Origin of the sequence: Archangium gephyra, from assembly GCF_042230915.1 — a bacterium.
GTDB classification, from domain to species: Bacteria; Myxococcota; Myxococcia; order Myxococcales; family Myxococcaceae; genus Archangium; species Archangium gephyra_B.
In genome coordinates, this window is record NZ_CP102578.1 from 2,821,874 (window position 1) to 2,846,460 (window position 24,587).

A 24,587-nucleotide genomic window follows, 5' to 3' on the forward strand; every position below is an offset into this window, starting at 1 on the left:
GGTGCGGAGCGCGCGTCTCGGGGCCCTGCTGGTGTTGCTCGCCGGATGTCACCGGGGGGCGGGCCCCGCCGCGCCCGAGGCTCCGGGTAGCCTCGCGGGCCAGACGCTGCCCCTGCTGCCCTCGCCCAACCTGCGGCTCGTGGTGGAGGGCCAGCTGAACGGGCGCCCGGTGCCGGTGGTGCTGGACGTGGCCCGGGCGCTCTCCGCGGTGTCCTCGGGGTGCTGGGATGCGAAGCGGCCCCCTCCACCCGTGATGGGCTCGGCGCGTGTGCCGGATGTGTACGGCGTGCCCGGGGCCCTGCGTGACTGGCCGCTGGTGCGCCTGCCGGGGCTGCGCGTGGGCGGCGTGGCCCTGGGGCCTCGCGGCATGGGGCTCACCGACGAGCGGGTCTGCTCGGTGACGCTGGGGGCCGACGTGCTCGCCCCCTATGCCTTCACGGTGGACCCGCTGCGCCGGGAAATCACTTTCGAGAAGTCGCGCCCGCGCGCGGAGTACCTCGCCGAGGCGGCCGCTCCTGGTGCGGACCCGGCCGAGGAGGTGCACCGGCTCGAGCTGTCGAGAGACCCGGTGGGCGACTGGCCGCTGCTGGCGGCGCAGGTGACGCAGGGGGAGAGGTCCCTCACGGGCCCCTTCGTGCTGGGCTCGCGCGAGCCCTTCTCCCGGCTCGCGATGGGGACCGCGGAGGCACGGGGACTCCAGCCGCTGGAGATGGCCGCCAATCTGCCGCCGAGGGCCTACCTGGTGGATGCGGTGGAGGTGACCGCGGGCGTGGGGGTGAATCCCCTGGTGCTGGAGGCCGGGGTGGGGTGGAGGAACCCGACGACACTGGGCCGGTTGGGGCCGGACGTCTGGGGCCGCTTCCGCACCACGGTGGACGTGCAGGGCGACACGCTGGTGCTGCGCCGGCCGCGTGTGCAGACCGTCGAGGACCGCCAGCGCTGCGCGCGTCCGGGCTCCCAGAATCCGGAGGAGGTGCGCGAGGAGTCCTGCTTCGGGCTGCACGTGCGGCGGGGAGCGGGCGGGCGGATGGCCGTCACGGGGGCGGCGTTCCGCGATCTGCCCGAGGGCGGCCGGGTGCATCTGGAGCCGCTGGGCGAGGACGGCAAGCCGCTGACGATGGACTGCCAGGTGGGTTTCTCGTTCTCGCCCACGAGCCGGGGCGTGACGACACAGCACCTGGTGCCGTGGCCGAGTCTGCTGCAGTCGATGCCCGAGTGCGCCGAGGCGCTGAAGTCGGTACGGGGCTACTCGCTGGCGCTTTTCGAGGAAGGGCAGCTCCAGGAGTGCCCGAACGCCTGCATCTTCGTGCACCAGGCGAGTACGCGGCGCACGGTCTGCGAGTGCCAGCCGACACCGTTGGGAGACGCGGTGGCCATGCCCCAGCGCGGCAAGACCTCGAAGCCGCCGACGAAGAAGGAACGCGAGCAGGAACCCGACGACCCGCGGTAACCCACCATGGCTCCACTCTCCCCCAATCTCCCCTCGCCCTCCGGGAGAGGGGCCCCCCGTCGTTCAAAGGGGGGGCAAGCCCCCCGGGGTGAGGGTATCGAGGCCCACGGGTTCCCCTCCAGACCGTGATCCCCAGGGAGTTCGCCAGGAAGACAGGAGCGGTATAAGGCGGGCGGAAATGTCCCGAGAGCCGCTGGCCGCACCCGTCCCCTCGCGCGAGCCCTGGCAGACCATCGCCCTGATGGTGGCCTGGGGGGGCTTCACCGCCTGGTGCGTGAGCGGCATTCCTCCCTCCGTGGATCTGCCCGCCCATGCGGCGCAGATGCAGACGCTCGCGGAGCTCGTCCGGGGCAATCCCCAGGTGTCCGCGTACTACGAGGCGCACGTCCCGCTCGGCTACGGGCTGCCCATCTGGCTCTTCCTGCCGGTGACGCTGCTGACGAATGGGGCTTTCGCGGCGCGGCTGGCCGCCTGGACGGCCCTGATGCTCTTCCCCGTGGCCCACCTGTCCTTCGCGCGCATCCTGGGCCGGCCCGCGTGGACGGTGGTGTTCGCGCTCCCGCTCGCCTTCAACATCTCCTACTGGTACGGCTTCCTGCCGAGCCTCTTCTCCCTGCCGCTTGCCCTGCTCTCACTCGCGCTCTACCTGCATGCACTGCGTGGCACCGGGCGCAGGGTGGGCGCGGTGGTGGGGCTCGCGCTCTTCTCCACGGCGACGATGCTCTCGCACCTCGTTGCCTTCGGAGCCCTCTGTGTCGGCGTGGCCGCGCTCGCGCTCACCTCCGACTCCCGGAGACGGGCGATAGGTCTCGCCGCCGCGGGCCTCGCGCTCCCCCTGGCCCTCTGCGCGGCCCGCGTGGTGACGCTCGCGTCCAGGGCCGTCACGCCCGGCAACCACATGGCCACGGACTACGGCTGGGGCTCGCACTTCAGCTGGCTGCTGCGCAACTACCGCCCCGAGGGTCGGCTCGCCGTCATCGGCCCGCTGCTGGTGACGCTGGTGTTCGTGGTGGCGTACCTGCGCCACCGGCACGAGGAGCCCCGGGCGCCCTGGGTGCTCTTCCTCGCACTGGGTGCCCTCTTCCTGGTGACGCCCAAGGCGCTCTCGGGCGCATGGCTCATCCACGTGCGTCTGCCCGTGCTCGCGGGCGTCGTCGCCCTCGTGCTCGTGGACCCGGCGCGCATCGATCGGCGGCTGCGGCTCGCACTGGTGCTCGTGGTGATGGCCTCGCTGGCCGAGACGGCGTGCTACCACTGGCGCTTCAAGCAGGAGGTGGCGGGGCTCGAGACGCTGGTGGCGAGCCCTCCGCCGCCGGGGGTGCACGGCTACCTCTCGCTCGCGGGGAACCGGGCCCGGGACAGCCGCCTCGTCTACCTGGAGCACCTGGGCCAGTGGTGGACGGCGACGCAGGGCGGGGTGGGGCACCACTTCTTCGCCGATGCGGACCACCAGCCGGTGCGCTTCCGCCCGGGCCAGTCGCTGCCGCAGTGGCTGGACGCCAACTCCCCGGAGCAACTGGCGCCCTTCAGCGCCCTGCTCGTGTACGGAGATGGGCCGCTGCCCGGGAGCCTCGCGGGTTTCGAGGAGACCGGGCGAGCGGGCTCGTGGCGCCGCCTGGAGCGGCGCTAATCCCCTTCAAGTAGATCGAAGGAGCACCCCTGGGAACGCGCGCTGACCACTGCGGCCATTTCCCCTCGCCCTTCGGGAGAGGGACGGGGTGAGGGTATCTGATGAACCCGGTTTGAACGCCGTGCCCACACCGCGGGTCACGGGTTGGAGAACGGATTCGGGCACCCTCACCCTGACCCTCTCCCGGGGGGAGAGGGAAGATTCAGGTCGCTTTCCTGAAGGGGATGAAGGCGCTACCGCGGGGACGTCAGCGCTGCGACGTCACCACGGGCATGGGGAAGGACTCGCGCGGCTTGTGCACGCGGTCCTTTGGGTTGGGGCGCTCGACCACCTTGGCGATCAGGTCGTAGTCGTGCGCCTCCGTCACCTCCACGGTGACGAACTCGCCCGGGTAGGCCAGACCGTCGTTGATGTAGACCAGCCCGTCGATCTCCGGCGCCTGGCCCTCGTGGCGGCCCACCAGCAGGTGCTCGGACTCCTCGCTCGGGCCCTCCACCAGGACTTCGATGCGCTGCCCCACGAGCTTCTTGTTCTGCTCGCGGTTGATGCGCTTCTGGATGGCCATCACCTCGCGCCAGCGGCGCTCGATGGTCTGCTTCGGCACCTTGTTCTCGTAGTCGTACGCGGCCGTGCCTTCCTCGTCCGAGTACTGGAACACGCCGAGCCGCTCGAAGCGCTGCTCCTTCACGAACTCCTTGAGCATCTCGAAGTCCTCCTCGGTCTCGCCGGGCAGGCCGACGATCATCGAGGTGCGCATCACCAGCCCCGGCACCCGGGCGCGCAGCTTCGTGAGCAGCTCCTTGAGGAACTTGGAGTCCCGGCCGCGCTTCATCGACAGCAGCAGCTTGTCGCTCGCGTGCTGCAGCGGCATGTCCAGGTAGCGGGCGATCTTCTTCTCCGTCGCCATCAGCTCGATGAGCTCGTCGGTGAAGACGCGCGGGTAGGCGTAGTGCAGGCGGATCCACTTCACGTCCACCTTCACCAGCTCGCGCAGCAAGTCGTGCAGCTTGGGCTTGCCGGGCAGATCATGCCCGTAGGCCGTCAGATCCTGCGCGACGAGGTTCAGCTCCTGCACGCCCTGCTCGGACAGGCGCTGGGCCTCGGCGATGATGTCCGCGATGGGCCGCGAGCGCTGGCCACCGCGCAGCGTGGGGATGATGCAGAAGGCGCACGCGTTGTCGCAGCCCTCGGAGATCTTCAGGTATGCCGTGTACGACGGCATCGAGTTCTCACGCGGCGTCTGCGCGTCGTGGATGTAGTCCGGATCCGGGATCACCTGGCGCGGGCTGGCCTCGGCGGCGAGCAGATCGCCGATCTGGGCGTAGGCGCTCGTGCCCAGGAAGTGGTCCACCTCGGGCATCTCCTTGGAGAGCTCGGCGCCGTAGCGCTGCGAGAGGCAGCCGGTGACGACGAGGGTGCTGCACTCCCCCGACTTCTTGTACTCGGCCATCTCCAGGATGGAGTCCACGGACTCCTGCTTGGCGGGCCCGATGAAGGCACAGGTATTGACGACGATGACCTGGGCCGCGGCGGGATCCTGCACCAGCGAGTAACCCCGCTGCTTGAGGGTGCCGAGCATCACCTCGGAGTCCACCCGGTTCTTCGGGCAGCCGAGGGTCATCATGTAGAGGCTCTTGGTCTCTGGGGGATTCTGCACAGCGCTTACCGCTTTCCGAGTTCGGTCCGCTCGAAGTGGTCGCCACTCCAAGCAAAGTTGATGGTCGGGCCGTTCGAGTAACCGATGCTCAACGCACCGTCTTCATCTAGCACTACCGAGGTGGCTCGTCCCAGCGCACAGGTTGCGGCCGGCCATTCGAGCACCCGTTGCGCCGCCTTCCCCTTCACCAGGTAGAGGCCGAGGCGCAATTCCTTGTCCGAGTCACACGTGCCGTTGGCGAGGTAGGGGCTCTCGCCCGACAACACCACCAGCAGGGGCTTTCCATTCGGGAGGGAGAGCGTCTCCGGGACCTCTACCCCTACCGTTGCCGCGTCCACCGCATTGGGGGTCACCAGCACCTTCAGCAGGCCGGGCGTCAGGCGCGCGTCCGCCTCCACCCAGGCCGGGTAGTGGAGGATGTCGTGGCCCAGCCAGCCGTCCGGCTGCCCCTCGAGCGCGATGACGCCCTTGGGCGGCTTGAGCTTCAGGCCCTTGCGGAAGTCGTCCGGCAGCCGGAGCGCCTCGCCCAGCATGCCGCCGCCCTTGCAGTTGGAGACGGCCGGAGGCTTGGAGCCCGCCGCGTCCACGTCCTCGTAGGTGAGGCACAGGTCGAAGGTGAGCGGCTCCTCGGCGGGGAAGCGCGGCAGGGCCCGGGCGGGGATGGCCACCTCGAGCGCCAGCGCGTTGTCCTGGCGCTTCACGCCTACGTCCACCAGCTTCTGGGCGAACTCGGAGGTGTGGCTGTCCGCGGACGAGGCGCGCTTGCCATCGAAGGCGAAGCGGAACTCGTGGCCGGTGGCGGTGGTGCCGGCGTCCGGGAAGAAGAGCGTGAGGGTGAGCACGTCCCCGGCCTGGAGCTGATCATCCGTGACCTCCACCCCCACGAAGAGGGTGTCCTTGCGCCACCCGGCCCGGGCGGTGAAGGAGGCGCTGGCGTCCATGGAGGCCGGCGGCTTGAGGGTGAGCGTGGCGGGGAAGTCCTTGAGGTTGCCGTCGAGCTTGGGCTCGCGCGGCAACGAGGGCACGGACTTCACGGGCCGGGGCTTCGCGGCCTGCGCCTTCTCCTGCGCGGAAGCGGCCCCCGGGACGAGCACCGCGAGGAGGGCGGAAACGACGAGTGAGCGCACGGCTAGTCCCGGAAGTTGGTGAACTGCATGTCGAGCTGCAGCTTGTCCGCTTCCTTGCGGAAGAGGGCCATGGCGGCCTGCAGATCGTCCTTGTTCTTGCCCGTCACCCGGAGCTGATCCGCCTGGATGGAGCCCTGGACCTTCAGCTTCGAGTCCTTGAGCAGCTTCACCAGCTCCTTGGACTTCTCCACCGGAATGCCCTGCTGCAGCTTGATGAGCTGCTTCACGTTGGCCAGGCCCGTCTTCTCGATGGGCTCGTACTCCAGCGCCAGCAGGGAGATGCCGCGCTTGGCCAGCTTGGAGAGGAGGACCTCCTTGGCGGCCTGGACCTTCTCCTCACTGTTGGCCTTCACGGTGATGGAGGTTCTGTCCGGCGCGAGCACGACATCCCCGTTGACGCCCTGGAAGTCGTAGCGCGTGGAGATCTCCTTCTTGGTCTGGTTGACCGCGTTGTCCAGCTCGGCAATGTCGATTTTGGAGACGACGTCGAAGGAAGGCATGGCAGTTCGCGCCCTTATCACACCTTGATGACCATCGGCACCACGACGGGCCGCTTGGATGTATACAGCTTGAAGGCCCGGCGCACCGCCCGGGCCAGCTCCTCCCGCACCCGGGCGTCATCCCCCCGGAGCTGCGGGGACATTTCCAGGAAGAAGCCCCGGGCGTCCTCGGCCACCCGGGGCAGCAGCACCTGCTCGTCCAGGTTGAGCCCCTGGCCCGTGAGCTGGGGGCCCGCCAGCAGCGACAGGCTGGCCCGCTCGATGACGAGCGCCGCCACGATGATGCCCGTCTCGGCGATCCGGGTGCGCTCCTGGAGGATGTCGGGCGTCACCACCCCCTGGCCGAACCGGTCCTGGTAGATGCGGCCGGTGGGGACGCTGCCGGAGAAGCGGCCCTGGCCCTCCTCGAAGACGAGCAAGTCCCCATCCTGGGCCAGCAGCAGCTGCGCCGGGGACAGCCCGGACTCCTTGGCGGTGGCCAGGTGTCGGTGAAGGTGGTGCAACTCGCCGTGAATGGGGACGAAGTTCTTGGGGCGCACCAGGTCCAGCACGCGCCGCTGCTGGGGCTGGCTGGCATGGCCGGACACGTGCACGTCGGGCTCCAGGTCCGGGTAGATGACGCGGGCGCCGCGCCAGAGGAGCTGGTCGATGAGGCCGGACACGGCGCGCTCGTTGCCGGGGATGGCGCGGGCACTGAGGACGACGAGATCTCCAGGGCCCAGGCGCAGGGGGCCTTCCCCGGCGGCGAGCTGCGAGAGGCCGGCCCGGGGCTCGGCCTGGGAGCCGGTGGCGAGCACCAGCAGGCGCTCCGGGGGGAGGCTGGCCGCGCTGTCGAGCGGGACGAAGAGCCCGTCGGTGACGGAGGGGAGGAAGCCGAGCTCGCGAGCCATCTCGATGTTGCGCATCAGGCTGCGCCCCATCATCACCACCTTGCGCTCCAGCTTCCGGGCCAGGTCCAGCACGTGGTGGATGCGGTGCAGGTTGGAGGCGAACATGCTCACCACGATGCGGCCGCGCACGTCGTGGAAGAGCCGCTCGAAGGTCTGCTCCACCAGGCGCTCGCTGCCCGTCTCGTGCGTGCGCTCGGAGTTGGTGGAGTCGGACAGGAGGCAGAGCACGCCCTGCTCGCCCAGCTCGCCCCAGCGCTCCAGGTCGGTGCGCAGGCCGTCGATGGGGTCCGGGTCCAGCTTGAAGTCCCCGGTGTGGATGACAGGGCCCTCGGGGGTGTGGACGACGTAGCCCACCGCGTCGGGCACGGTGTGCGTGACGCGGGTGGCCTCGACCTTGAAGTGGGCGCCGACGGGGAAGGGGTTGCGGGGCTCTATCTCCCGGAGGTCCGCCTCCACGCCCAGCTCCTTGAGCCGGTGGCGCACCAGGCCGAGCGTGAAGCGGGTGCCGTAGACGGGGACGGGCACCTCGTTGAGCAGGAAGGGCAGGGCGCCGACATGGTCCTCGTGACCATGGGTGAGGAGGATGCCCTTGAGCAGGGAGGCGTTCCGCCGGAGGTAGGTGAAGTCCGGGAGGATGATGTCCACGCCCAGGGTGCCGATGGGCGGGAACATCAGCCCGCAGTCGATGAGGAGCATCTCCCCACGGCAGGCGATGACCATCGCGTTGAGGCCGATCTCACCCAGCCCTCCGAGGGGAATCACATGGAGCATGCGTCTACATATATGAGCACGGAGGGGCAGGCGGCCTCAGGAATCGCCCGCCCGCTCCCTCTCCCCTTGGGAGAGGGCTGGGGTGAGGGTCTTCAGGTGGGAGGCAGCTCCTCCTTCCGGAGCACCTCGGCGGGCACGTTGCGGCGGAGCGGCTCCAGGATGACGACCACCCAGGCCGTCAGGGGCGCGGGCAGGACGATCAGCCCGAGGATGAAGAGGAAGCGGACCACACGAAAGGCGAAGCGCAGGCTGGCGCGCACGAAGGTGCGCACGGCCTTGGGAAGCAAGGGCATGACGTACTCCTCCAGCAGAGGGACTTTCCGGAACGGGACTCCGGAGAGGCTCAGTGGAGGAGCGCGCGATGCGTGAGGAAGAGGCGGCGCGGTGGCCCCGGTGCACGGGCCTCGCGGATGCCGCCAGCGAAGGGAGGACGCGAGACGCGCCGTACCTCCTGCGAGGACTCATGCCCGCGATGCACGGGCGCCTGGGCCACCGTGCGAGGCCTCTCGGGCTCATGACGCTCGACCCAGACGGACACCACGGCCGCGGCGGTCGGGAGCGCCTGCGCCGACGCACTGGCCCCGAGGAGCGCGAGGCACGCCAGCGCCAGCCTCAGCCAGCGAGTCATGTGGTGGAGAGGGCCGGACATCGGCTTCAACGTAGCCACGAAGGTGCTTCCGTCAAACCGGCCCGTGGTGCTGGCGCTCTCCGCCGGGACGAAGTACGCAAGGGGCGGAATGGCCCGCTCCTCCGGGCGGGAGAAAGGATCCTCTGTGAACACGCTGAAGGGGAAGACCCTGTTCATCACCGGCGCGAGCCGGGGTATCGGCCTGGCCATCGCGAAGCGCGCGGCCCGGGACGGCGCCAACGTCGTCATCGCCGCCAAGACGGCCGAGCCCCACCCGAAGCTGCCCGGCACCATCTACTCGGCCGCCGAGGAGATCGAGAAGGCGGGCGGCAAGGCGCTGCCCCTGATGGTGGACATCCGTTTCGAGGACCAACTCCAGACCGCGGTGAAGCAGGCGGTGGAGCGCTTCGGCGGCATCGACATCCTCGTGAACAACGCCAGCGCCATCAGCCTGACGGGCACGCTGGAGACGCCGATGAAGAAGTTCGACCTGATGTTCGGCGTCAACGTGCGCGGCACCTACGCCACCACCCAGGCCTGTCTGCCCGAGCTGCTCAAGGCGAAGAACCCGCACGTCCTCACCCTCTCGCCGCCGCTCAACATGAAGCCCAAGTGGTTCGAGAACCATGTGGCCTACACCATGGCCAAGTACGGCATGAGCATGTGCGTGCTTGGCATGGCGGAGGAGTTCCGGGATCGGGGCGTGGCCTTCAACGCGCTCTGGCCGCGCACCGTCATCGCCACCGCGGCCATCAACATGATCGGCGGCCAGGACATGATGGAGGCCAGCCGCACCCCGGAGATCATGGCCGACGCGGCCCACCTCATCCTCACCCGCGACAGCCGCTCGAGCACCGGCAACTTCTTCATCGACGAGGACCTGCTGCGCGAGACCGGCGTGACGGACTTCTCGAAGTACCTGGTGAAGCCCGGCACCGAGCCGATGCAGGACTTCTTCCTCGACTGAGGCGGGGAGGCGCGAAGGGACTCGGGCGGGAGCGGTTCACTCGTAGTCGACTACGAGTGGAGTCCCACACCCGCATACATTGCTCGTAGTCGACTACGAGTGCGGGGCCTCGGCTCAGAAGTCCATGTTCACCTGTCTGGTGGACGAGGCGCTCGAGGGGTTCCTCCACGGAAGTCCGGCACCGGCGTAGCGAGCCCGAGGAGGCCCCTCCATGAACGACGGTGAGAACGAGGAGCCGAAGGAAGAGGATCTCTACTCCGTGGCGATGGAGGGCCGCGTGGAGGACATCCCCCGGGTGCTGCGGGAGCACGGCGGCCTGCGGAGCTCCAGCCTGAAGCTCGAGTCCCTCGGCGTAGCGGTCACGCCCCTGCACGTCGCGGCGGATGGAGCGACGGTGCGGGCCCTGCTCGCCGTGGGAGCGGATCCGCACGGAGGAGTCCAGGGATGGACGCCCCTGCACCAGGCCGCCCATGACGGCAGGCTGGAGGCCGCGAGGGCCCTGCTCGACGCGGGTGCGAAGGTGAAGCGCGTGCGAAAGGGGACGGAGGAGCAACCCCTGCACCGGGCCGCGTTGGGTGGACATGCGGACCTCATCCGGCTGCTCGTGGAGCGAGGCGCGGACGTCGCGGCCCAGGCCCGGCTGGGCGCGCGCCCGTTGCACTACGCCTCCACGCCCGAGGCCACCGAGGCCCTGCTGCGCGCGGGGGCGGACCCCTCGGCCCGGGACGTGCTCGGCGCCACGGCGCTCGATCTGGCGCTGCAGCGGGGTGATGCCGGATCCGTCCGGCTCCTGGAGGATGCGGGTTGCCCTCGGGGAACGCATCCGTTCCGCTACGAGCCCGAGCGGGCCCAGGTGGGACTGATGCGCATGGATATCGGCTACGAGACCTCCTACGAGCACGACATCCTCCCGGCGATCGTCATCGGGCATACGGCTCCCACGCTTGAGCCCTATCTGGCGGGCGACTGCCGGGGCCTGGAGGGCGTCCTCCCGCATCCGAACTGGTTCGTGGAGATGAGTCTTCGGGTGGGCGGCACTCCGCCGCGTGAGGTCGGCGTCATGGGGTTGATGCTGCGGCTCGAGCAGAACGCGGCCCAGGCCCTCCAGGCTCCCGCCCGGCTGCTTCGGGGGCTGCGCCGCTTTCACACCGGCCTCCAGGAGGAGTTCTCCCTGCTGGAGCCCTCCATGAAGACAGGGGGACAGGAACTCACGCGCGAGGCCCTCTCGCTCCTGCACCAGGAGGTGTCCGCCTGCTACCGCCTGCCCGCGTTCGACTGGGGCCTCGAGTCCTTCGTGCGCTTGGAGGAGACGGACCTCGTGCGGACCTTCGCGGGTTGGCGCGTGGTGGGCCACCGGCCCATCCCCGAGGGGCCCATCGAGGAAGGCGCTCGCTGGTTCTACGAGCCGGACCAGTCGCGGCGAGCGGAAGACGTGACGCTCACGCCCGAGGTGCTGAGCACGCTCCAGGCCTGCTGCGAGCGCTTCCTGGGCAGGACCCTGCCCCCGCCGCGTGCCTGGCTGGTGTGGGAGAACAGCCGCTGAGCCCGGCCTCTATTCCGGTATCCAGTAGAGGCTGCGACGCGTGCGGAGGATCTGCTCCAGGAACTCCGAGAACGAGCTGGCAATCTGCGTGCGGTATTCAGGGGTGGGCCAGGTCTCGTGGTCCCCATCCATGAGCGGGTACTGCCCATCCACCTGCCGGCTCACGTCCAGAACGACATAGTTGCCGTCTCGCACGTAGCAGAGGGCGTACATCGAGGCCGGGCCCCATTTGTCGTCATCTTCGCGGCGAATGGCCACCCGCGCCCGGACGATCTTCGAGAGGGGCAGGATCTTATAGGGTGAATCCTGCCATTGGATGAGAGACGCCCCGTTGCAGTGCAAGTAGAAGGCACGCAAGTCTGGATCCAACTTCCAGCCCACCCGGCGCTCGAATTGCTCGATCTCATCGGGCGTAGCGGGGGTCTGCGGAAAGTGGTCGCGCGAGACCTCTTCGAGCAGGCTGCTCATGGGGGTGCTCATCGTCAGTTGTCCGTGTAGGGCAGGTCGGGGCCCACTGTATTCCAGGGGGCTTGACCCGCGTAGCAGCCGGGGTACTGCCGACCGTATTCGTCGTGTACGCCGGGCTCGGCGGGAATGATGTTGTTGGGATCGACCGGAGCGCCCCCGTGCCAGAGGTCCCGGATGTGATGGCCCGGCCAGAACACGTCACCTTGCTCGGGCCACTCTCCAAACTTCTTGCCCCACTTCTGCCGGAAGGACTCTCGAAAGTTGTCCCACTTCTTGCGCTCCACTTCCTTCTTCGCCTTGGGCAGCGTGGGGTAGTCGCAGCAGCAGTGATAGATGCCGTAGCGGCTACCGGCTTCGACGGGCACGGGCAAGAGGACGAGGCTTCCCTCCCACTCGAATCTGAGGTCGGCCAGCCACATGCAGCCCTTGAGTGGGAGGCTCTCCCGGGCGCACTGCTTCTGGCAATCGTTCATGAACTCCCGTCTGCATTGCCAGGGGCCATAGAAGAGGGTCGTCTTCATCCTTCCGCCTGGCACGTTCAACCAGGGCAGCTCCTTCCTCACCGCGGGTCTGGCCGCGGGCGAGGGCGAAGGACCCGCTCCTCCGGTTCCGGAACCGCCCGTTCCCTGGCTCGTCGCACATCCCGTGAGGAGCACCAACGACACCACCGTCCTGGCCAGCTTCATGGGGATTCCTTTCGAGGATGGGCTGCCCTGATGGATGGGAAGCCGTGCCCGCCCGTGCACGGCTCCGTACAGCGTCCTGCACAGGGACTGCGCCCTTCCAGCCAGGAAGCGGGGGCAGGGGGGTACTGGGCGGCCCGGCCCGGCTCGTGCAATTCTGTTGGCGGATGGACACGTTGGCACTGATTCACACCGGGACGGCGTTGGCGATGGTGGCGCTGGTGCTCCTGGAGCTGCGCGACCCGCAGTTCCGGACGGACAGCTTCGCGGCCGGGCCGAGGCGCCGCCGCAACTGGGCCTTCTTCTTCACCAGCTTCATCCCGACGATGCTCGTGCAGTCCGCGGCCGCGTGGTTCCACACCCACCTGCCCACGCTCATGCAGCCCGGCACACTGCCTCCCGTGCTGGACTTCGTGGCCTGCATGCTCGTGGCCGAGCTGGTGAGCTGGACGAGCCACTGGGTGAAGCACCAGCACCCCTTCCTGTGGCGCTTCCACTTCCAGCACCACCGCGAGGAGCACTTCAGCGTCTGGATGGTGACGCACACGCACGCGCTGGAGGTGGTGCTGTCGGGCTCGGCGCTGGTGGCGCTGCTGGCCGCCCTTGGCTTCTCCCCGCTGTCCGTGCAGCTCTACTTCGCGGTGTACTCGGTGGGGCTCACCTACCACCACTCGGCGCTCGGGTACTCGCTGGGCTGGTTGGACTGGCTCATCATCAGCCCGGCCTACCACCGCCACCACCACCGCCGCGTCGGCCAGGGCAACTACGGCGGAACGCTGACGGTGTGGGACGTCGTCTTCGGCACCGCGCACTGGCCCCAGCCCGAGACGGCCACCGCCCCCGTGGGGCTGCCCCCGCAGGCCCGCGAGCCCTTCGGCTACCGCAAGGAGATGCTGTACTTCCTCTCGGGTTGGCGTAGGCAGCGCTCGTGACCTGGCTCGCCTTCTTCGAGCGTCTGCTCGCGCACCGGTGGCGCCTCGGCCTGGGGCTGCTCGCGCTCTGTGTGCTGGCCGGCCTCGGCGCCGCGCGCGTGCCGATGGACCCCTCCATCGAGCGGATGCACCCCATCGGCGACACGGCCAAGGCGGACTTCGACCGCTACCGGCGCGCCTTCCCCGGTGAGGACTCGCAGGTGTTCGTCATCGCCGAGGGCCCCGGCGTCTTCACGCCCGCGGGGCTCGTCTCCCTGGCGAAGCTGGAGGAGGAGCTGCGCGGCCTGCCCCGGGTACGGCACGTGGTGGGACCGGCCTCGGCCCGGACGGCGCGGGGGCTGCTCTTCCCCGACGAGTCCCGGGAGGGCGTGGAGGCGCTCCGGGAGGCGCTCGCCCTGGCCCGGAAGGATCCCCTGACGCGCGTGCTGGTGCACCCCACGCGCGACCTCTCGGTGGTGCAGGTGTCGCTCGCCTCGGGAGCGGGGGCCGAGCGGATCCTCGCCGAGCGCGCCTTCTCCCTCCAGGCCGCGGCGCTGCTGGCCCGCCACGCGGGGCCGGAGGTGAAGCTGACGCTCTCGGGGGCACCGGCGGTGCGCGCCACGCTGGCCCTCATGGTGGAGGAGGACATGGGGCGGCTGCTGCCCCTGGCGCTGCTCGTCATCCTCGGGCTGGTGGCGTTCGCCTACCGCGACGTCTGGTCCGTGCTGGCCACGGCGGCGACGCTGGTGGTGTCGTGGATGTGGATGGTGGGCGCCATGGGCTGGGTGGGAGTGCCCTTCGGCGTGCTCACCTCGTTCGCGCCCATCGTCATCCTCATCGTGTCGCTGACGGACACGGTGCACGTGCTGTCGGACCTGGAGGAGCGCCGCCGCGCGGGGACTCCGTACGCACAGGCCCTCACCGAGGCCATGGCGAACGCGGCGGGGCCGTGCCTGGCCACCGAGCTGGTCATCGCCGCGGGCTTCCTGTCCATGGGCTTCATCGGCCTCACCGCCGTGTGGGAGTTCGGTCTGGCCACCGCCATGGGCGTGGTGCTGGCGTGGGTGGCCAACATGCTGGTGCTGCCGTGGGTGCTGACGTTGCGCTCGCGGGCCTCGGCGGCCCGGGCGCGGCGGGAGCTGAGGGCCTCGCGGACGCGGCCCCTGGACTCGGTGCTGGCGTGGGTGGAGCGGCAGGTGGTGCACCGCCCCCGGCGCGTCATGACCGTGGCGGCGGTGGTGGCGCTGCTGAGCCTGCTGTCCATGACGCGGCTGCGGCACGAGTTCCGGGTCTTCGATGACCTGCGCCAGGACTCGCCGCTGGCGGCCGAGCTGACGTACGCGGAGGGCGCGCTCGGGGGACTGGTGCCGCTGGCCGTCTTCCTGGAGCCGGAGGGGCTGGCGCCGGAGGGGGCTCGCGCGGGGGCGGCGCTGTCTCCGGAGGCCATGGCCTTCCAGGAGCGGGTGGACGCGTACCTCGCGGCCCTGCCCGAGCACCCGCCGGTGGTGAGCCTGCCTCGCATGGTAGAGCCGGTGTACGAGGCCGTCTTCGGGCCGGAGCTGCTCGTGCGGACGGAGGAGACGACGGAGAAGGCGGTGACGCGGCTGGCGCGCTACCAGCCGTTGGACACGGTGCTGTCGGAGAACCGGAGCGCGGCCGGGGTGGTGGCGCTGCTGCCCAACGTGGGGGCGGGGCGGATGCAGGAGCTGGTGGAGTCGGCGCGGGCCTTCGTGTCGCGCGAGGTGCCGCCGGGGTACCGGGCGACGGTGACGGGCAACCTGGCGATGACCGAGCACGTGACGGGAATGCTGACGCGCGGGCTGCTCCAGAGCTTCCTGTCCGCGCTGGTGGTGAGCTTCCTGGCGTTCTTCCTCGTGCTGCGCAGCGCGAAGCTGGCGCTCATCGGCCTGGTGCCCAACGTGCTGCCGGTGGGCGTGCTGTTCGGGGTGATGCCGCTGCTGGGCATCAGCCTCAAGCCGTCCACGGTCATCATCGCGAGCATGGCGCTGGTCATCGCCGATGACGACACGCTGCAGTACCTCGTGCGCTTCAAGCGGCGCTACCTGCGGCTGAAGCAGGACGGCGCCTCCGAGCCGCACAAGCAGGCGGCGCTGGCGTCGCTGGGCGAGTGCGGGCGGGCGATGTTCGTCACCTCGGCGGCGGTGGCGGGTGGCTTCCTGCTGTTGCAGTTCTCGCGCTTCGAGGGCATCGCCCACCTGGGCCTGCTGACCGGGCTGACGCTCTGGGTGGCGGGCCTCGCGGATGCGTTCCTGAGCCCGGTGCTGTTGATGGCCTTGAAGCCGGAGCTCGGTCCGCCTCGCGAGCGGTGAGCCGCGGCGGGGCTCGTGCGCTCCGCCCTCCCGCTGCCCGCCGCCGCTTCTCGCCGGAGCCCGCTCCCGTGCTGCACCAAGGCCCGCACCGTTCCCCAGGCGCGATGCCCATCCCACGGGCTGGATGGTCGGGGGCGCGCCCCGACGGGCGTGACACTCGGAGCGGGTCTCTCGGGGGGCGTGGCAGGGCTTCTGCACAGGGCGCGGCGCATGCGACCCATCCCACGAAGAAGCTTCCTGAAGCGGCAGTGCGCGATGTCCTTCCTGCTGCTCGCCAGCTCGGGCTGTGGCTCCGCCGGCCAGGCGTTCCACGGCGTCTACGCGGTGACGGGCACCGCCCACTACAGCATCCAGGACATCGGCCACTACTCCACTCAGGTCTCGGACACGTTCCGCGTCTCGGAGGGGACGGCCTCGGAGCTCCTGCTCACCGATGCGGCGGGACGGTGCGTCCTGCTCGCGGATGTCGAGGAGGCGGGAGCCACCCTCAGGCCGGGCGGCTCCTGCACGTACCCCGGTGACAACGGCCTCACCGTCACCCTGACGCTCACGCGCGGAACGGTCTCGCTCTCGGGAGGGAGCGGCCGGTTCGACATGGCGGGCACGGTGACGGCCACGGCGCGGGGGAGGCTGTACCCGGGCTCCTACTTCCAGAACGCCACGCTCACCCGGGTGGGGAAGTAGATCGTCTGGGCGAGGCGGTGTCTCACGGCGCGGTGGTGAAGCTGCTGAGCCCGCTCCCGCTGGAGAACCGGGACTCGGAAGGCCTCGGCGTGAACCACATCCACTCTTCCACGCTCTCCACCGGCCCGTAGGCGGAGACCATCCACGAGTAGCTCGCGCCGCGGCGCGAGGCAGTGAGGCCGAGCGGGCTCAGGTCGGGCACGGTCACGTGCGTCTCGGTGGTGATGACCTGGATGACCTGGTAGTGGGGCTCGCCCCCGACGGACGCGAGGAGATCGAACTGGTAGAGCGCCCGCGGCGGCCCCTCCCACGAGAATCCGGCGGACAGATCGTCAACCTGGGCCTTGCTGGCGGGGGAGAGCAACCGCGTGGGCGCTGGCGCCGTCAGGACGAGGTCCGTCGTGCCAGCCCGGACGCCCGTCTTCCAGACCTGGGTGTATTCGAGGTCGCCCCTTCCGCTCAGCGAGGCCTGCACCTTGAAGGTCGCTCCCGCCAGGTCCGGGACCGCCAGCTGGAAGTCGCTCGTGGCCGGCGAATAGCTGAAGAGGCTCATGCCCCGCTCGTTCGCGATCTCGAGCGTGACGGAGGTCTTCTGGAGGGTCTGCCCCGGAATGTCGGTGACGCGGCCGGTGATGGACGCGGTGCCAATCGGGCTCAGGGCGATGTCCTGCCCCGAGAGAGCGCTTCCCTGGGTGAGCGTCACTCCCTCGCGCCGGCCATAGGCCCCGTAGGTCTGCTGGCCGGTGCTGGGATCCGTTCCCAGCTCCATCGCGTGCAGGGTGCCGGTCATCGACTCCGCATCAGGCCACGTCACCTCGTGCGAGTAGGTGCTCTCGGTGAAGGTGCCCTGAGCGCCGATGGAGAGGGGGGTCTCGAAGACGACGGCCAGCTTGCGGCCGGCCGGCAGGGGGAAGCTGGGGCCGGAGAACGTCCCGGACACCTGCGCGCGCCGGGTCGCGGAGTAGTTCGCCGGGAGCGTGGGATCGTTCCGCTGGAGCCCCTGGACGAGCACCACGAACCCCGTGCCGTTGGCGGCCGGGTAGTGGACCACGAGATCATAGGGCGTCTGCACGCCGGGGATCTCGAAGACACCGGAGGCATCGGGGGTGACCGGGGCGTGGCCGGGAATCATCACCTTCGCCCCGGCGTAGGCCGGGCCGGGGTTGGGGTAGCCCGGCAATTGGCCCCGGATCGTCTGGGTCGCGGGCTGGGGGGGCGGTGGCTGCTCGCACGCGGAGAGCAGCGGGAGGGAGAGCAGGAGGGTGGTGCGGAGCAGGCGGTGCATCGGGCGGGAACGAAGGGACATGCGGCGCGGTATCGCAACCCGTGTGCCAGGGCTCGCCGCCCCCGAGGCCTCCTCGTCCGGGCCAGGAGGCGGGGCCTCGTGCGCTGGAACCTGCACATCCCCGTGTACAGCGGGATGCGCTGTCCGTGCACCTGACCTAACCCCAGGGCGCGTCACACTGGGGGCAGAGCGTGGAGCGCTCGTAATCGGCGCTCCGGCCCTCGAAGCCGCAGGCGTAGCAGGTACGCGTGGCCTTGCGCGGGGGCGCCTGCTCGGCCGGGGTCTGCTGCCAGACCGGGGACACGGTGGCCTCGGGCAGGGGCATACCCGGTGTCCAGACGGTCTCGAGGTGGGGCTCGGACAGCGCCTGCACCACGCCCTCGACCACCGCGGCGGTGAGGAAGTCCGGGGCCTGTGCCGCCGCGTGCCGCTTGACGGCCGTGGCGCTCGCGAGGCTCGGGGATTGGGAGGAGCCGAAGCCCACCCCGAAGGAGAGGGACAGCCCTCCCGACAACACCGAGCCCACCAACGAGCCGGCGAGGTCGAACTCGATGTCGGGAGAGGACGACACCGTCTTCATGTCGCTCTCCTTGGGAATCTCGAAGGTGTCGAAGAGCTTCCACGCGGGGCGGACGCGCTCGGCCTTGGGGTGGAGCTTCGCGCTCACCTGGAAGTGGAGCTCGTCGACCTCCGGGGGGAGAGAGAAGGGCAGGCGCCAGCGCACCACGCGTCCCCCTTCGAGGGACGGCAGCGGAAACTGGCCGAGCATCCGCTGCGCGGGGCCCTGCTTCTGCCGGCCCATCACCAGGAGGGAATGGCCACGGGAGGCCAGGGGCTCGAAGGCGGCCTGCAGCCACAGGACGGCGACGGCTTCCCCGGTGGGCCCGCGGGTGACGGGCTCCACGTGGAGGTGGATGGCGCCGAACTCCCGGGGAGTTCGCCCGATGTGGTCGAGCACGTCCGCGTAGTAATCCATGGCCCCGCATGCTGGCCGATCCCGCCGCGTGTGGCGAGGGCAAGGGGCACGGGCGCGGGGCCACCCGGGTTGCACGCACCGCGGGTGGAATTCCCGGCGCCGGTCCAGGCCGGGACGGTGGCCGGTCCGCCGTGAATCGCCCCCGGGACGGAGAACAACGACGCGGAGGTGACACACCGCCCCTCCCGGCCGGCGCGGGGTGGGCCCGGGTGGCACGTGCCGGGAGCCATGGCCATCGTGACCGTGGGCGCGAGGGGCAAGGGCATGCGGGCAGGCTGGGTGGTGGTGGTGGGCGTGGTGATGTTGGGGTGTGGAGGCGGGGCCCGGAAGGAGCAACCTCCGGTGGCGAGTGAGCCGGAGCAGGTGGCTCCACCCTCCACGCAGACGCCGGAGACGGATTCACCGGGAGAAGAGGCCGTGTGCGGCCGGGTGTTCGCTTGCCGCCGCATGGTGCTTCGCGACGGGCAATGCGCACTGGAGCCCCTCGCCGCGGGCACGCGCTGCACGGTTTCGGACGCACTGCCAGGGGGGAGCTGCGATGGAGGCGGGGCGTGCATCCTCGCGTCTCCTCCGTACGCCGCCTGGGGGTGGCGGCCGGGCATCCACCTCTGGGAGCTGGCGGGACAGGCACCCGGAGGAGGACTGCTGCTCGCCGGGATGACGTCACCGCGGGATGCGGGCTTCCAGGGTCCCCACTCCGAGTGCCGGCTGACCCGCTTCGACCCGGAGCGGCCGGACCGGGAGCAGCCGCTGCACGAGGGGGTGGCCCCGTGCCACCCGTGGGTGCTGCACGGCCGTCACGCGGTGGGCCAGCGCTGGGTGCCGGAGCGTGCTCAGCGGATGTGGTCGGTGCTGACGCTGGAGGGTGGCGAGGGGCCGCGCGACTTCGACCTCGACCGGCTGCTGTCGGAGCGGCTGGCCGCCGAGGGCGTCACGCCAGCGGTGGAGAAGCCCCTCTGGGTGCAGGGTGCTCCCGGACAGCTGGTGCTGGTGTGGCCGCTGACGTCCGGTGGGGTGTGGGTGGGCAGCCTGTCGCTGGAGCGGCTCGAGTGGGGCTGGACGCGCCAGCTCTCGGGGAAGCTCCAGGGCAAGCCCCTCGCGGACGAGTCGGGCCAGCTGTACCTCGCGCTGCGGAGCCCGGGGGAGTCGCAGCCGCGCGTGGTCTCCCTGTCCACCCAGGGCGAGGTGCGTTGGACGTGGGACGGAGCCGGTGCGCCGGTGGCCGTCTTCCGCGACACCCTGTTCCTGGACGATGGCACCGTGCGCACTCCCAGCAATGGCCACCTGCGCTACCGCTGGCAGGCGGCGGGCGTCGAGTACGTGCTGCTGAGCGAGACCCATGCGGCGGTGGTGTCCGGCTGCGAGGGCGTGCGCGCCTGCACCCGGGTGCGGCTGCTGAATCGCGGTACGGGGGCGCGGCTCTCCGAGGCGTCGGTGCCGGGCCCCGCCCCGTGGTTGGAGGCCCAGAAGAGCGCGGCGGCGCACCTGACGGCGGACGGGGCGGTGCTGCTCATCCAGCCCCTCTACTACCCCGACCTGATGACGTCTCCCTACCACCCGATTGGCAGCGTGCGGCGGTACGTCGTCCGTGAGGGTCAACCGCCGCGGCTGCAGGGCGAGCTGCTCGTCACGGGCCTCGAGCGGGGGTTGCTGCACGAGGGCCAGTGGGTGGCCGTCCAGCGCGACTCGCGGAACAACGACGACATGCCGGGAGCCATCCTCACCGGCATTCCCGCGGCGGGGCTGCGTGCACCGGAGCATGGCTGGCTCACGCCCTGGGGGAACCTCGCGGGCGGCTCGGCGCCGGAATGACGGTGGTCTCATAAGGGAAACCCCTGTTGCTTTCGAAGACGAGGCCCGGGGAGGGGGGTGGCTGGCACCGCCGTGAAGGGTCCATCTATGCTGGCCCCATGAACGCTGAGATGAGCATTGCCTGTGGATCGTGTTCCTCACGCATCCGCACGGGGGACCAGTTTTGTGTGGGGTGCGGGCGGGCGGTGGTGGAGGCGGACCGGGCGGCCCTGCACGCGGTGGGGGCGGTGGAGGAGGTGGTCGACGCCGAGACGGAAGAGCGCGGCAAGAAGGTGCGGGAAGGGGCGAAGTGGATCGGCGCGCTGGCGATTCTGTTCGCCATCTCCGGCTTCTTGATGTTCGCCCTCCAGCAGGTGGAGACGAACAAGGCCCTGGAGCACCTCCAGCAGTTCCAGGATGAGGATGTGCTGCAGCCGATCGACGGCAAGGTCTACACCGCGGGCGAGCTCCGGGTGGCGGTCGAGCGCGAGCCGTACCAGGTGCTCATGGTCAACCTGCTCGTGGCCGGCCTGATGACGGCTTTGTGGGTCTGGGCGAAGCGCGCGCCGCTGCCGGCCATCGCCTGCGCCTTCGCGTTGTTCCTCGTGGTCCACCTCGTCAGCGCCATGATCGATCCCACCTCGATTCCCAAGGGGATGATCATCAAGATCCTCGCCATCGTCGCACTCGGCAAGGGGCTCAAGGCGGCGCTCGAGGCGCGGGCGATGACGAGGCGGCCGGCTGCTTGATGCAGGCCTCCACGCGGCGCTGCACGGCCTGCGCCGCCCCCAACGGACTCGAGGCGAGGTTCTGCCGCACGTGCGGAACGATGCTTCCGCCCGTCATTCCAGACGCCGCGCCCGTGGCCGTGGCCGCGCCGGTGGACGTGTCCGTGGGCGATGCGGCCGTGCTCCCGGGTGAGGCCGCGGCACCCGAGCCTCTGCCCGGGGAGGCCGTGGCGCCACCCGAGCCGCTCGATGGACACGCGGTGGGAGAGCAGGCCTGGCGCGAGGTCCAGGGCGTGGCGTGGCTGTTCCTGACCCTGATCTCCGTGTCGGTCGCGGGCTTCATCGCGCTCAAGGCGGGGGCGGAGGAGGCGCCCGTCGATGTCGTGATGACCGTCATCGGCGCCGTGGCCGTCCTGGCGTGTGTGGTGGCCGCGCGCGGCACGGTGGCGCCGCTGCTCGGCACGGGAGTGGGCTGGCGCGGCGGCCTCGCGGCGGTGGGCAGCTTCGCCGGGCTGCTGGCGTTCGGCTCGGTCTACTTCTCCGCGCTCGAGGCGCTGGGCTTCCCGCTCATCCGCATGACGGACACCTTCCTGGCCGCCGGCTGGGAGCCCTGGGCCATCTACGTGCTCATCTCGCTGTGCCCCGCGGTGTTCGAGGAGCTGGCCTTCCGCGGCTACATGATGGCGAAGCTGGAGGGGCTGCTGACGGCGACCGAGGTGTTGCTCGTCCAGGCGGCGCTCTTCTCGGTGTTGCACTTCGGGGTCGCCATCTTCCCCAGTCACTTCGTGATTGGAGTGGTGCTCGGCTTGCTGCGCCAGCGGACCGGCAGCCTCTATCCCAGCATGGCCGTCCACGCGGCCTGGAACGCGTACGTCGTCTGGTCCGAGCTCCACCCCTAGGGGCGGCAACAGTGGGTCGGGAGATCCACCGGGGGCGGTTTCATTCAATTCAGGAGGACTCGGTACTCCGGGACAGACCCGGGTGCCCTTGGACCCTCCTGAATGGAGCCCCCGATGCCTGGATACGACGGAGCGAAACGACACGGAGGGCCGGTGCTCGCCGCCGCGCTCCTGTTGCTCGCCGCCTGCGATGCCCGCCCCCCTACGTCCGCCCCTGGCGCCGAGCCCCAGGCGCCCTCGCTGTCCGCCGTGAGGCTCACCGCCCAGGCGGGTGGATATACGGCCACCCTCCGGCGGACCTCGCACGGCATCCCGCATGTGCTGGCCAACGACTACGCCAGCCTCGGCTATGGCTACGGCTACGCCTTCGCGCAGGACAACCTGTGTGAGCTGGCCCAGGCGCTCGTCACGGTGGACGCGCGGCGCTCGCGGTATTTCGGGCCCGATGCCACCTATGCCGCCCCCCTGGGTGGGGAGCTGCTCAACCTCAAGAGCGACTTCTTCTACCAGTCCATCAAGGACGCCGGGACGGTGGAGTCCCTGCTGGCCCTCACGCCGCCGCTCGGCCCGTCCCAGGAGGTCCGCGAGCTCGTCCAGGGCTATGCCGCCGGTTACAACCGCTACCTGCGCGACACGGGCGTGGACGCGCTGCCCGACCCGCGGTGCCGGGGGGCCGAGTGGGTCCGCCCCATCACCGAGATGGACCTCTACCGGCGCTACTACCAGCTCAGCCTGCTGGCCACCTCCGGCTTCTTCCTCGACGCCCTGGTCGACGCCCGGCCGCCGTCGCCGCTGCCGGATGGCTCGTGGCCGCTGCCGCTTCCGCTGCCCGCGGGCATCGATCCGAACGTCTTCCCCCGCTCCGAGTCCCTGGGCTTCGGCAGCAATGCGTACGGGCTGGGGCGCGAGGCCACCCGCAACGGGCAGGGCATGGTGCTGGCCAATCCGCACTTCCCCTGGGAAGGCTCCGAGCGCTTCTACCAGGTGCACCTCACCCTGCCCGGGCAGCTCGACGTGAGCGGGGCCAGCCTGCTCGGCGTGCCGGTGGTGCTCATCGGCCACAACGCACGGCTGGCGTGGAGCCACACCGTCTCCACCTCCTTCCACTTCACGCCCTTCGAGTTGAAGCTCGTCCCGGGCAGCCCCACCACCTACCTCCACGAGGGCCAGCTCCGGCCGATGACGGCCCGGACCGTCACCGTGCTGGCGCGCGCGGCGGATGGGACCCTGGAGCCCCGCTCGCACACCTTCTACCAGTCGCACCACGGCCCCATGCTCGAGTACCCCGCGGGCCAGATGTCGTGGAGCGGGCTCACCGGCTACGCCTTCCGCGACGCCAATGCCACCAACCTGCGCGTGCTCGACCAGTTCCTGGCGATGAACAAGGCCCAGAGCGTGGAGGAGCTCCGGCAGGCGCAGCACACCTGGCAGGGCATCCCCTGGGTCAACACCGTGGCGGCGGATGATCAAGGCCGCACGTACTACTCGGACGTCTCCGTCACCCCGCATGTCACCAACGAGCACATCACCCGCTGCGTGCTGTCTCCGGTGGCGCTGCTCATCCTGCAGGCGTCCCGGCTGCCGGTGCTCGACGGCTCGCGCGCGGACTGCGAGTGGGGCGCGGACGCGGACGCGGTGGAGCCCGGCATCCTCGGTCCGGGCCGGCAGCCGCACCTGGTGCGTGCCGACTACGTGACCAACTCCAATGACAGCTATTGGCTGAGCAACCCGGCGCAGCCGCTGACCGGGTACCCGCGCATCATCGGCGACGAGCGGACCGCCCGGAGCCTGCGCACCCGGCTCGGGCTGAAGATGGTGCAGCAGCGCCTGGAGGGGACGGATGGGATGGAGGGCAGGGGCTTCACGCTCGAGCAACTGCAGACGGTGATGTTCAACAACCGCAACCTGTCCGGCGAGCTGCTGCGGGACGCGGCGGTGGCCATGTGCCGGCGCTCTCCCTTCGTCCTCCTGGCGGATGGGCGCTGGGTGGACGTGAGCAAGGCCTGCCCCGTGCTGGCCGGGTGGAACCTCCGGGGAGACCTGGACAGCACCGGCGAGCTGCTCTGGCGCGTCTTCATGGCGGAGGTGACGAAGGCGACGGGCGGCCCCTACCTCGTGCCGTTCGATGCGTCACGCCCCGTGAGCACGCCCCATACCCTCAACACGCTGCATCCCCAGGTCCTCCAGGCGCTCGGGCTCGCCGTCCAGACCCTGAATGACCGGGGCGTGCGCCTGGATGCGCCGCTCGGCACCGTGCAGGGGACGCGCAAGAACGGCACGTTCATTCCCATCCATGGCTGCAGCCATGCCGAGGGGTGCTTCAACCAGATGGGCAACCGCGTCGTCGGGGATGGCACCTATGCGCCCATCCTCGGCACCAGCTTCGTGATGGCGGTGTCCTTCACCCCCACCGGGCCCGTGGGACGCTCCGTGCTGGCCTACTCCCAGTCCACCAACCCGGCCTCGCCCTACTTCGCGGACCAGACGTGGCTGTACTCGGGCAAGCAGTGGGTGGACATGCGCTTCACCGAGGCGGAGATCGCCAGCGACCCGGAGCTCTCCGTCCTGATGCTCCAGGAGTGAGCAGGCGGGGGCGGGGCTCGGCTTGCGCGGGGTGCTGACTCCGCCGCCGTGGCGGCGGAGTCGATGCGGAAGGGACCGAGGAGGCC

Annotated in this window: 21 protein-coding genes; 11 read left to right on the forward strand and 10 right to left on the reverse strand. The window is 70.3% G+C overall.

The features are described from left to right. The first annotated feature begins 1 nt into the window (after position 1). Together NR798_RS11270 and NR798_RS11275 are read left to right on the forward strand one after the other, a co-directional pair. Positions 2 to 1,450 carry a hypothetical protein gene (locus NR798_RS11270; RefSeq protein ID WP_375771465.1) on the forward strand — a complete coding sequence of 483 codons (1,449 nt, stop codon included), beginning with the start codon at positions 2 to 4 and terminating at the stop codon, positions 1,448 to 1,450. A 178-nt stretch (positions 1,451 to 1,628) separates the two neighbouring features. Further along, a complete protein-coding gene (locus NR798_RS11275) occupies positions 1,629 to 3,080 on the forward strand; it encodes a hypothetical protein (protein WP_375771466.1) in 1,452 nt (483 codons plus the stop codon). 247 nt (positions 3,081 to 3,327) lie between these two features. On the opposite strand, the gene rimO is transcribed toward NR798_RS11275, so the two are convergent. The 6 genes from rimO to NR798_RS11305 all read right to left on the reverse strand — a co-directional run bounded on the left by rimO (position 3,328) and on the right by NR798_RS11305 (position 8,692). Then, positions 3,328 to 4,701: a 30S ribosomal protein S12 methylthiotransferase RimO gene (gene rimO, locus NR798_RS11280; RefSeq protein ID WP_375773748.1), complete on the reverse strand. Its 1,374-nt coding sequence runs from the start codon at positions 4,699 to 4,701 to the stop codon at positions 3,328 to 3,330. A 41-nt stretch (positions 4,702 to 4,742) separates the two neighbouring features. After that, the gene (locus NR798_RS11285; RefSeq protein WP_375771467.1) at positions 4,743 to 5,864 is read right to left on the reverse strand and encodes a hypothetical protein; all 1,122 of its coding nucleotides are present in this window, start codon (positions 5,862 to 5,864) and stop codon (positions 4,743 to 4,745) included. Positions 5,865 to 5,866: 2 nt separating this feature from the next. Beyond that, positions 5,867 to 6,364 carry a YajQ family cyclic di-GMP-binding protein gene (locus tag NR798_RS11290; RefSeq protein ID WP_375771468.1) on the reverse strand — a complete coding sequence of 166 codons (498 nt, stop codon included), beginning with the start codon at positions 6,362 to 6,364 and terminating at the stop codon, positions 5,867 to 5,869. A 17-nt stretch (positions 6,365 to 6,381) separates the two neighbouring features. Next, positions 6,382 to 8,025, reverse strand: a complete 1,644-nt coding sequence (locus NR798_RS11295) for a ribonuclease J (RefSeq protein WP_375771469.1) — start codon at positions 8,023 to 8,025, stop codon at positions 6,382 to 6,384. 92 nt (positions 8,026 to 8,117) lie between these two features. Then, a complete protein-coding gene (locus tag NR798_RS11300; protein ID WP_375771470.1) occupies positions 8,118 to 8,318 on the reverse strand; it encodes a hypothetical protein in 201 nt (66 codons plus the stop codon). Between the two features lie 50 nt (positions 8,319 to 8,368). Next, on the reverse strand, positions 8,369 to 8,692 hold the full coding sequence (locus NR798_RS11305) for a hypothetical protein (RefSeq protein ID WP_375771471.1): 324 nt from the start codon (positions 8,690 to 8,692) through the stop codon (positions 8,369 to 8,371). A gap of 106 nt (positions 8,693 to 8,798) precedes the next feature. On the opposite strand from NR798_RS11305, the gene NR798_RS11310 reads away from it, so the two are divergent. After that, positions 8,799 to 9,620: an SDR family oxidoreductase gene (locus NR798_RS11310; RefSeq protein WP_375771472.1), complete on the forward strand. Its 822-nt coding sequence runs from the start codon at positions 8,799 to 8,801 to the stop codon at positions 9,618 to 9,620. 211 nt (positions 9,621 to 9,831) lie between these two features. Continuing rightward, positions 9,832 to 11,163, forward strand: coding sequence for an ankyrin repeat domain-containing protein (locus NR798_RS11315; protein WP_375771473.1), 1,332 nt, complete (start codon positions 9,832 to 9,834; stop codon positions 11,161 to 11,163). Positions 11,164 to 11,172: 9 nt separating this feature from the next. Here NR798_RS11315 and NR798_RS11320 read toward each other — a convergent pair whose 3' ends face one another. Continuing rightward, the gene (locus tag NR798_RS11320) at positions 11,173 to 11,643 is read right to left on the reverse strand and encodes an SMI1/KNR4 family protein (protein ID WP_375771474.1); all 471 of its coding nucleotides are present in this window, start codon (positions 11,641 to 11,643) and stop codon (positions 11,173 to 11,175) included. A 2-nt stretch (positions 11,644 to 11,645) separates the two neighbouring features. Then, positions 11,646 to 12,152 (reverse strand): hypothetical protein, encoded by a 507-nt coding sequence (locus tag NR798_RS11325; protein WP_375771475.1) that lies wholly within the window; start codon positions 12,150 to 12,152, stop codon positions 11,646 to 11,648. Between the two features lie 338 nt (positions 12,153 to 12,490). On the opposite strand from NR798_RS11325, the gene NR798_RS11330 reads away from it, so the two are divergent. From NR798_RS11330 to NR798_RS11340, 3 genes are all read left to right on the forward strand, one after another. Then, positions 12,491 to 13,246 (forward strand): sterol desaturase family protein, encoded by a 756-nt coding sequence (locus NR798_RS11330; RefSeq protein ID WP_375771476.1) that lies wholly within the window; start codon positions 12,491 to 12,493, stop codon positions 13,244 to 13,246. Then, positions 13,243 to 15,555: an RND family transporter gene (locus NR798_RS11335; protein WP_375771477.1), complete on the forward strand. Its 2,313-nt coding sequence runs from the start codon at positions 13,243 to 13,245 to the stop codon at positions 15,553 to 15,555. The genes NR798_RS11330 and NR798_RS11335 overlap by 4 nt, the downstream gene beginning before the upstream one ends. Before the next feature lie 210 nt (positions 15,556 to 15,765). Then, positions 15,766 to 16,239 (forward strand): hypothetical protein, encoded by a 474-nt coding sequence (locus NR798_RS11340; protein ID WP_375771478.1) that lies wholly within the window; start codon positions 15,766 to 15,768, stop codon positions 16,237 to 16,239. 22 nt (positions 16,240 to 16,261) lie between these two features. Here NR798_RS11340 and NR798_RS11345 read toward each other — a convergent pair whose 3' ends face one another. Both NR798_RS11345 and NR798_RS11350 read right to left on the reverse strand, forming a co-directional pair. Beyond that, the gene (locus NR798_RS11345; protein WP_375771479.1) at positions 16,262 to 17,545 is read right to left on the reverse strand and encodes a hypothetical protein; all 1,284 of its coding nucleotides are present in this window, start codon (positions 17,543 to 17,545) and stop codon (positions 16,262 to 16,264) included. A 136-nt stretch (positions 17,546 to 17,681) separates the two neighbouring features. Further along, the gene (locus NR798_RS11350) at positions 17,682 to 18,500 is read right to left on the reverse strand and encodes a hypothetical protein (protein ID WP_375771480.1); all 819 of its coding nucleotides are present in this window, start codon (positions 18,498 to 18,500) and stop codon (positions 17,682 to 17,684) included. 228 nt (positions 18,501 to 18,728) lie between these two features. Here NR798_RS11350 and NR798_RS11355 point away from each other — a divergent pair, with 228 nt between their 5' ends. The 4 genes from NR798_RS11355 (at position 18,729) to NR798_RS11370 (ending at position 24,501) form a co-directional block, all read left to right on the forward strand. Further along, positions 18,729 to 20,312, forward strand: a complete 1,584-nt coding sequence (locus NR798_RS11355; protein ID WP_375771481.1) for a hypothetical protein — start codon at positions 18,729 to 18,731, stop codon at positions 20,310 to 20,312. 167 nt (positions 20,313 to 20,479) lie between these two features. Further along, positions 20,480 to 21,040: a hypothetical protein gene (locus tag NR798_RS11360; RefSeq protein ID WP_375771482.1), complete on the forward strand. Its 561-nt coding sequence runs from the start codon at positions 20,480 to 20,482 to the stop codon at positions 21,038 to 21,040. Next, complete coding sequence (locus NR798_RS11365; protein WP_375771483.1) at positions 21,040 to 21,918, forward strand: type II CAAX prenyl endopeptidase Rce1 family protein; 879 nt, start codon at positions 21,040 to 21,042, stop codon at positions 21,916 to 21,918. Before NR798_RS11360 ends, NR798_RS11365 begins: the two co-directional genes overlap by 1 nt. A gap of 114 nt (positions 21,919 to 22,032) precedes the next feature. Continuing rightward, positions 22,033 to 24,501, forward strand: coding sequence for an acylase (locus tag NR798_RS11370; protein ID WP_375771484.1), 2,469 nt, complete (start codon positions 22,033 to 22,035; stop codon positions 24,499 to 24,501). Positions 24,502 to 24,587: the final 86 nt, after the last annotated feature.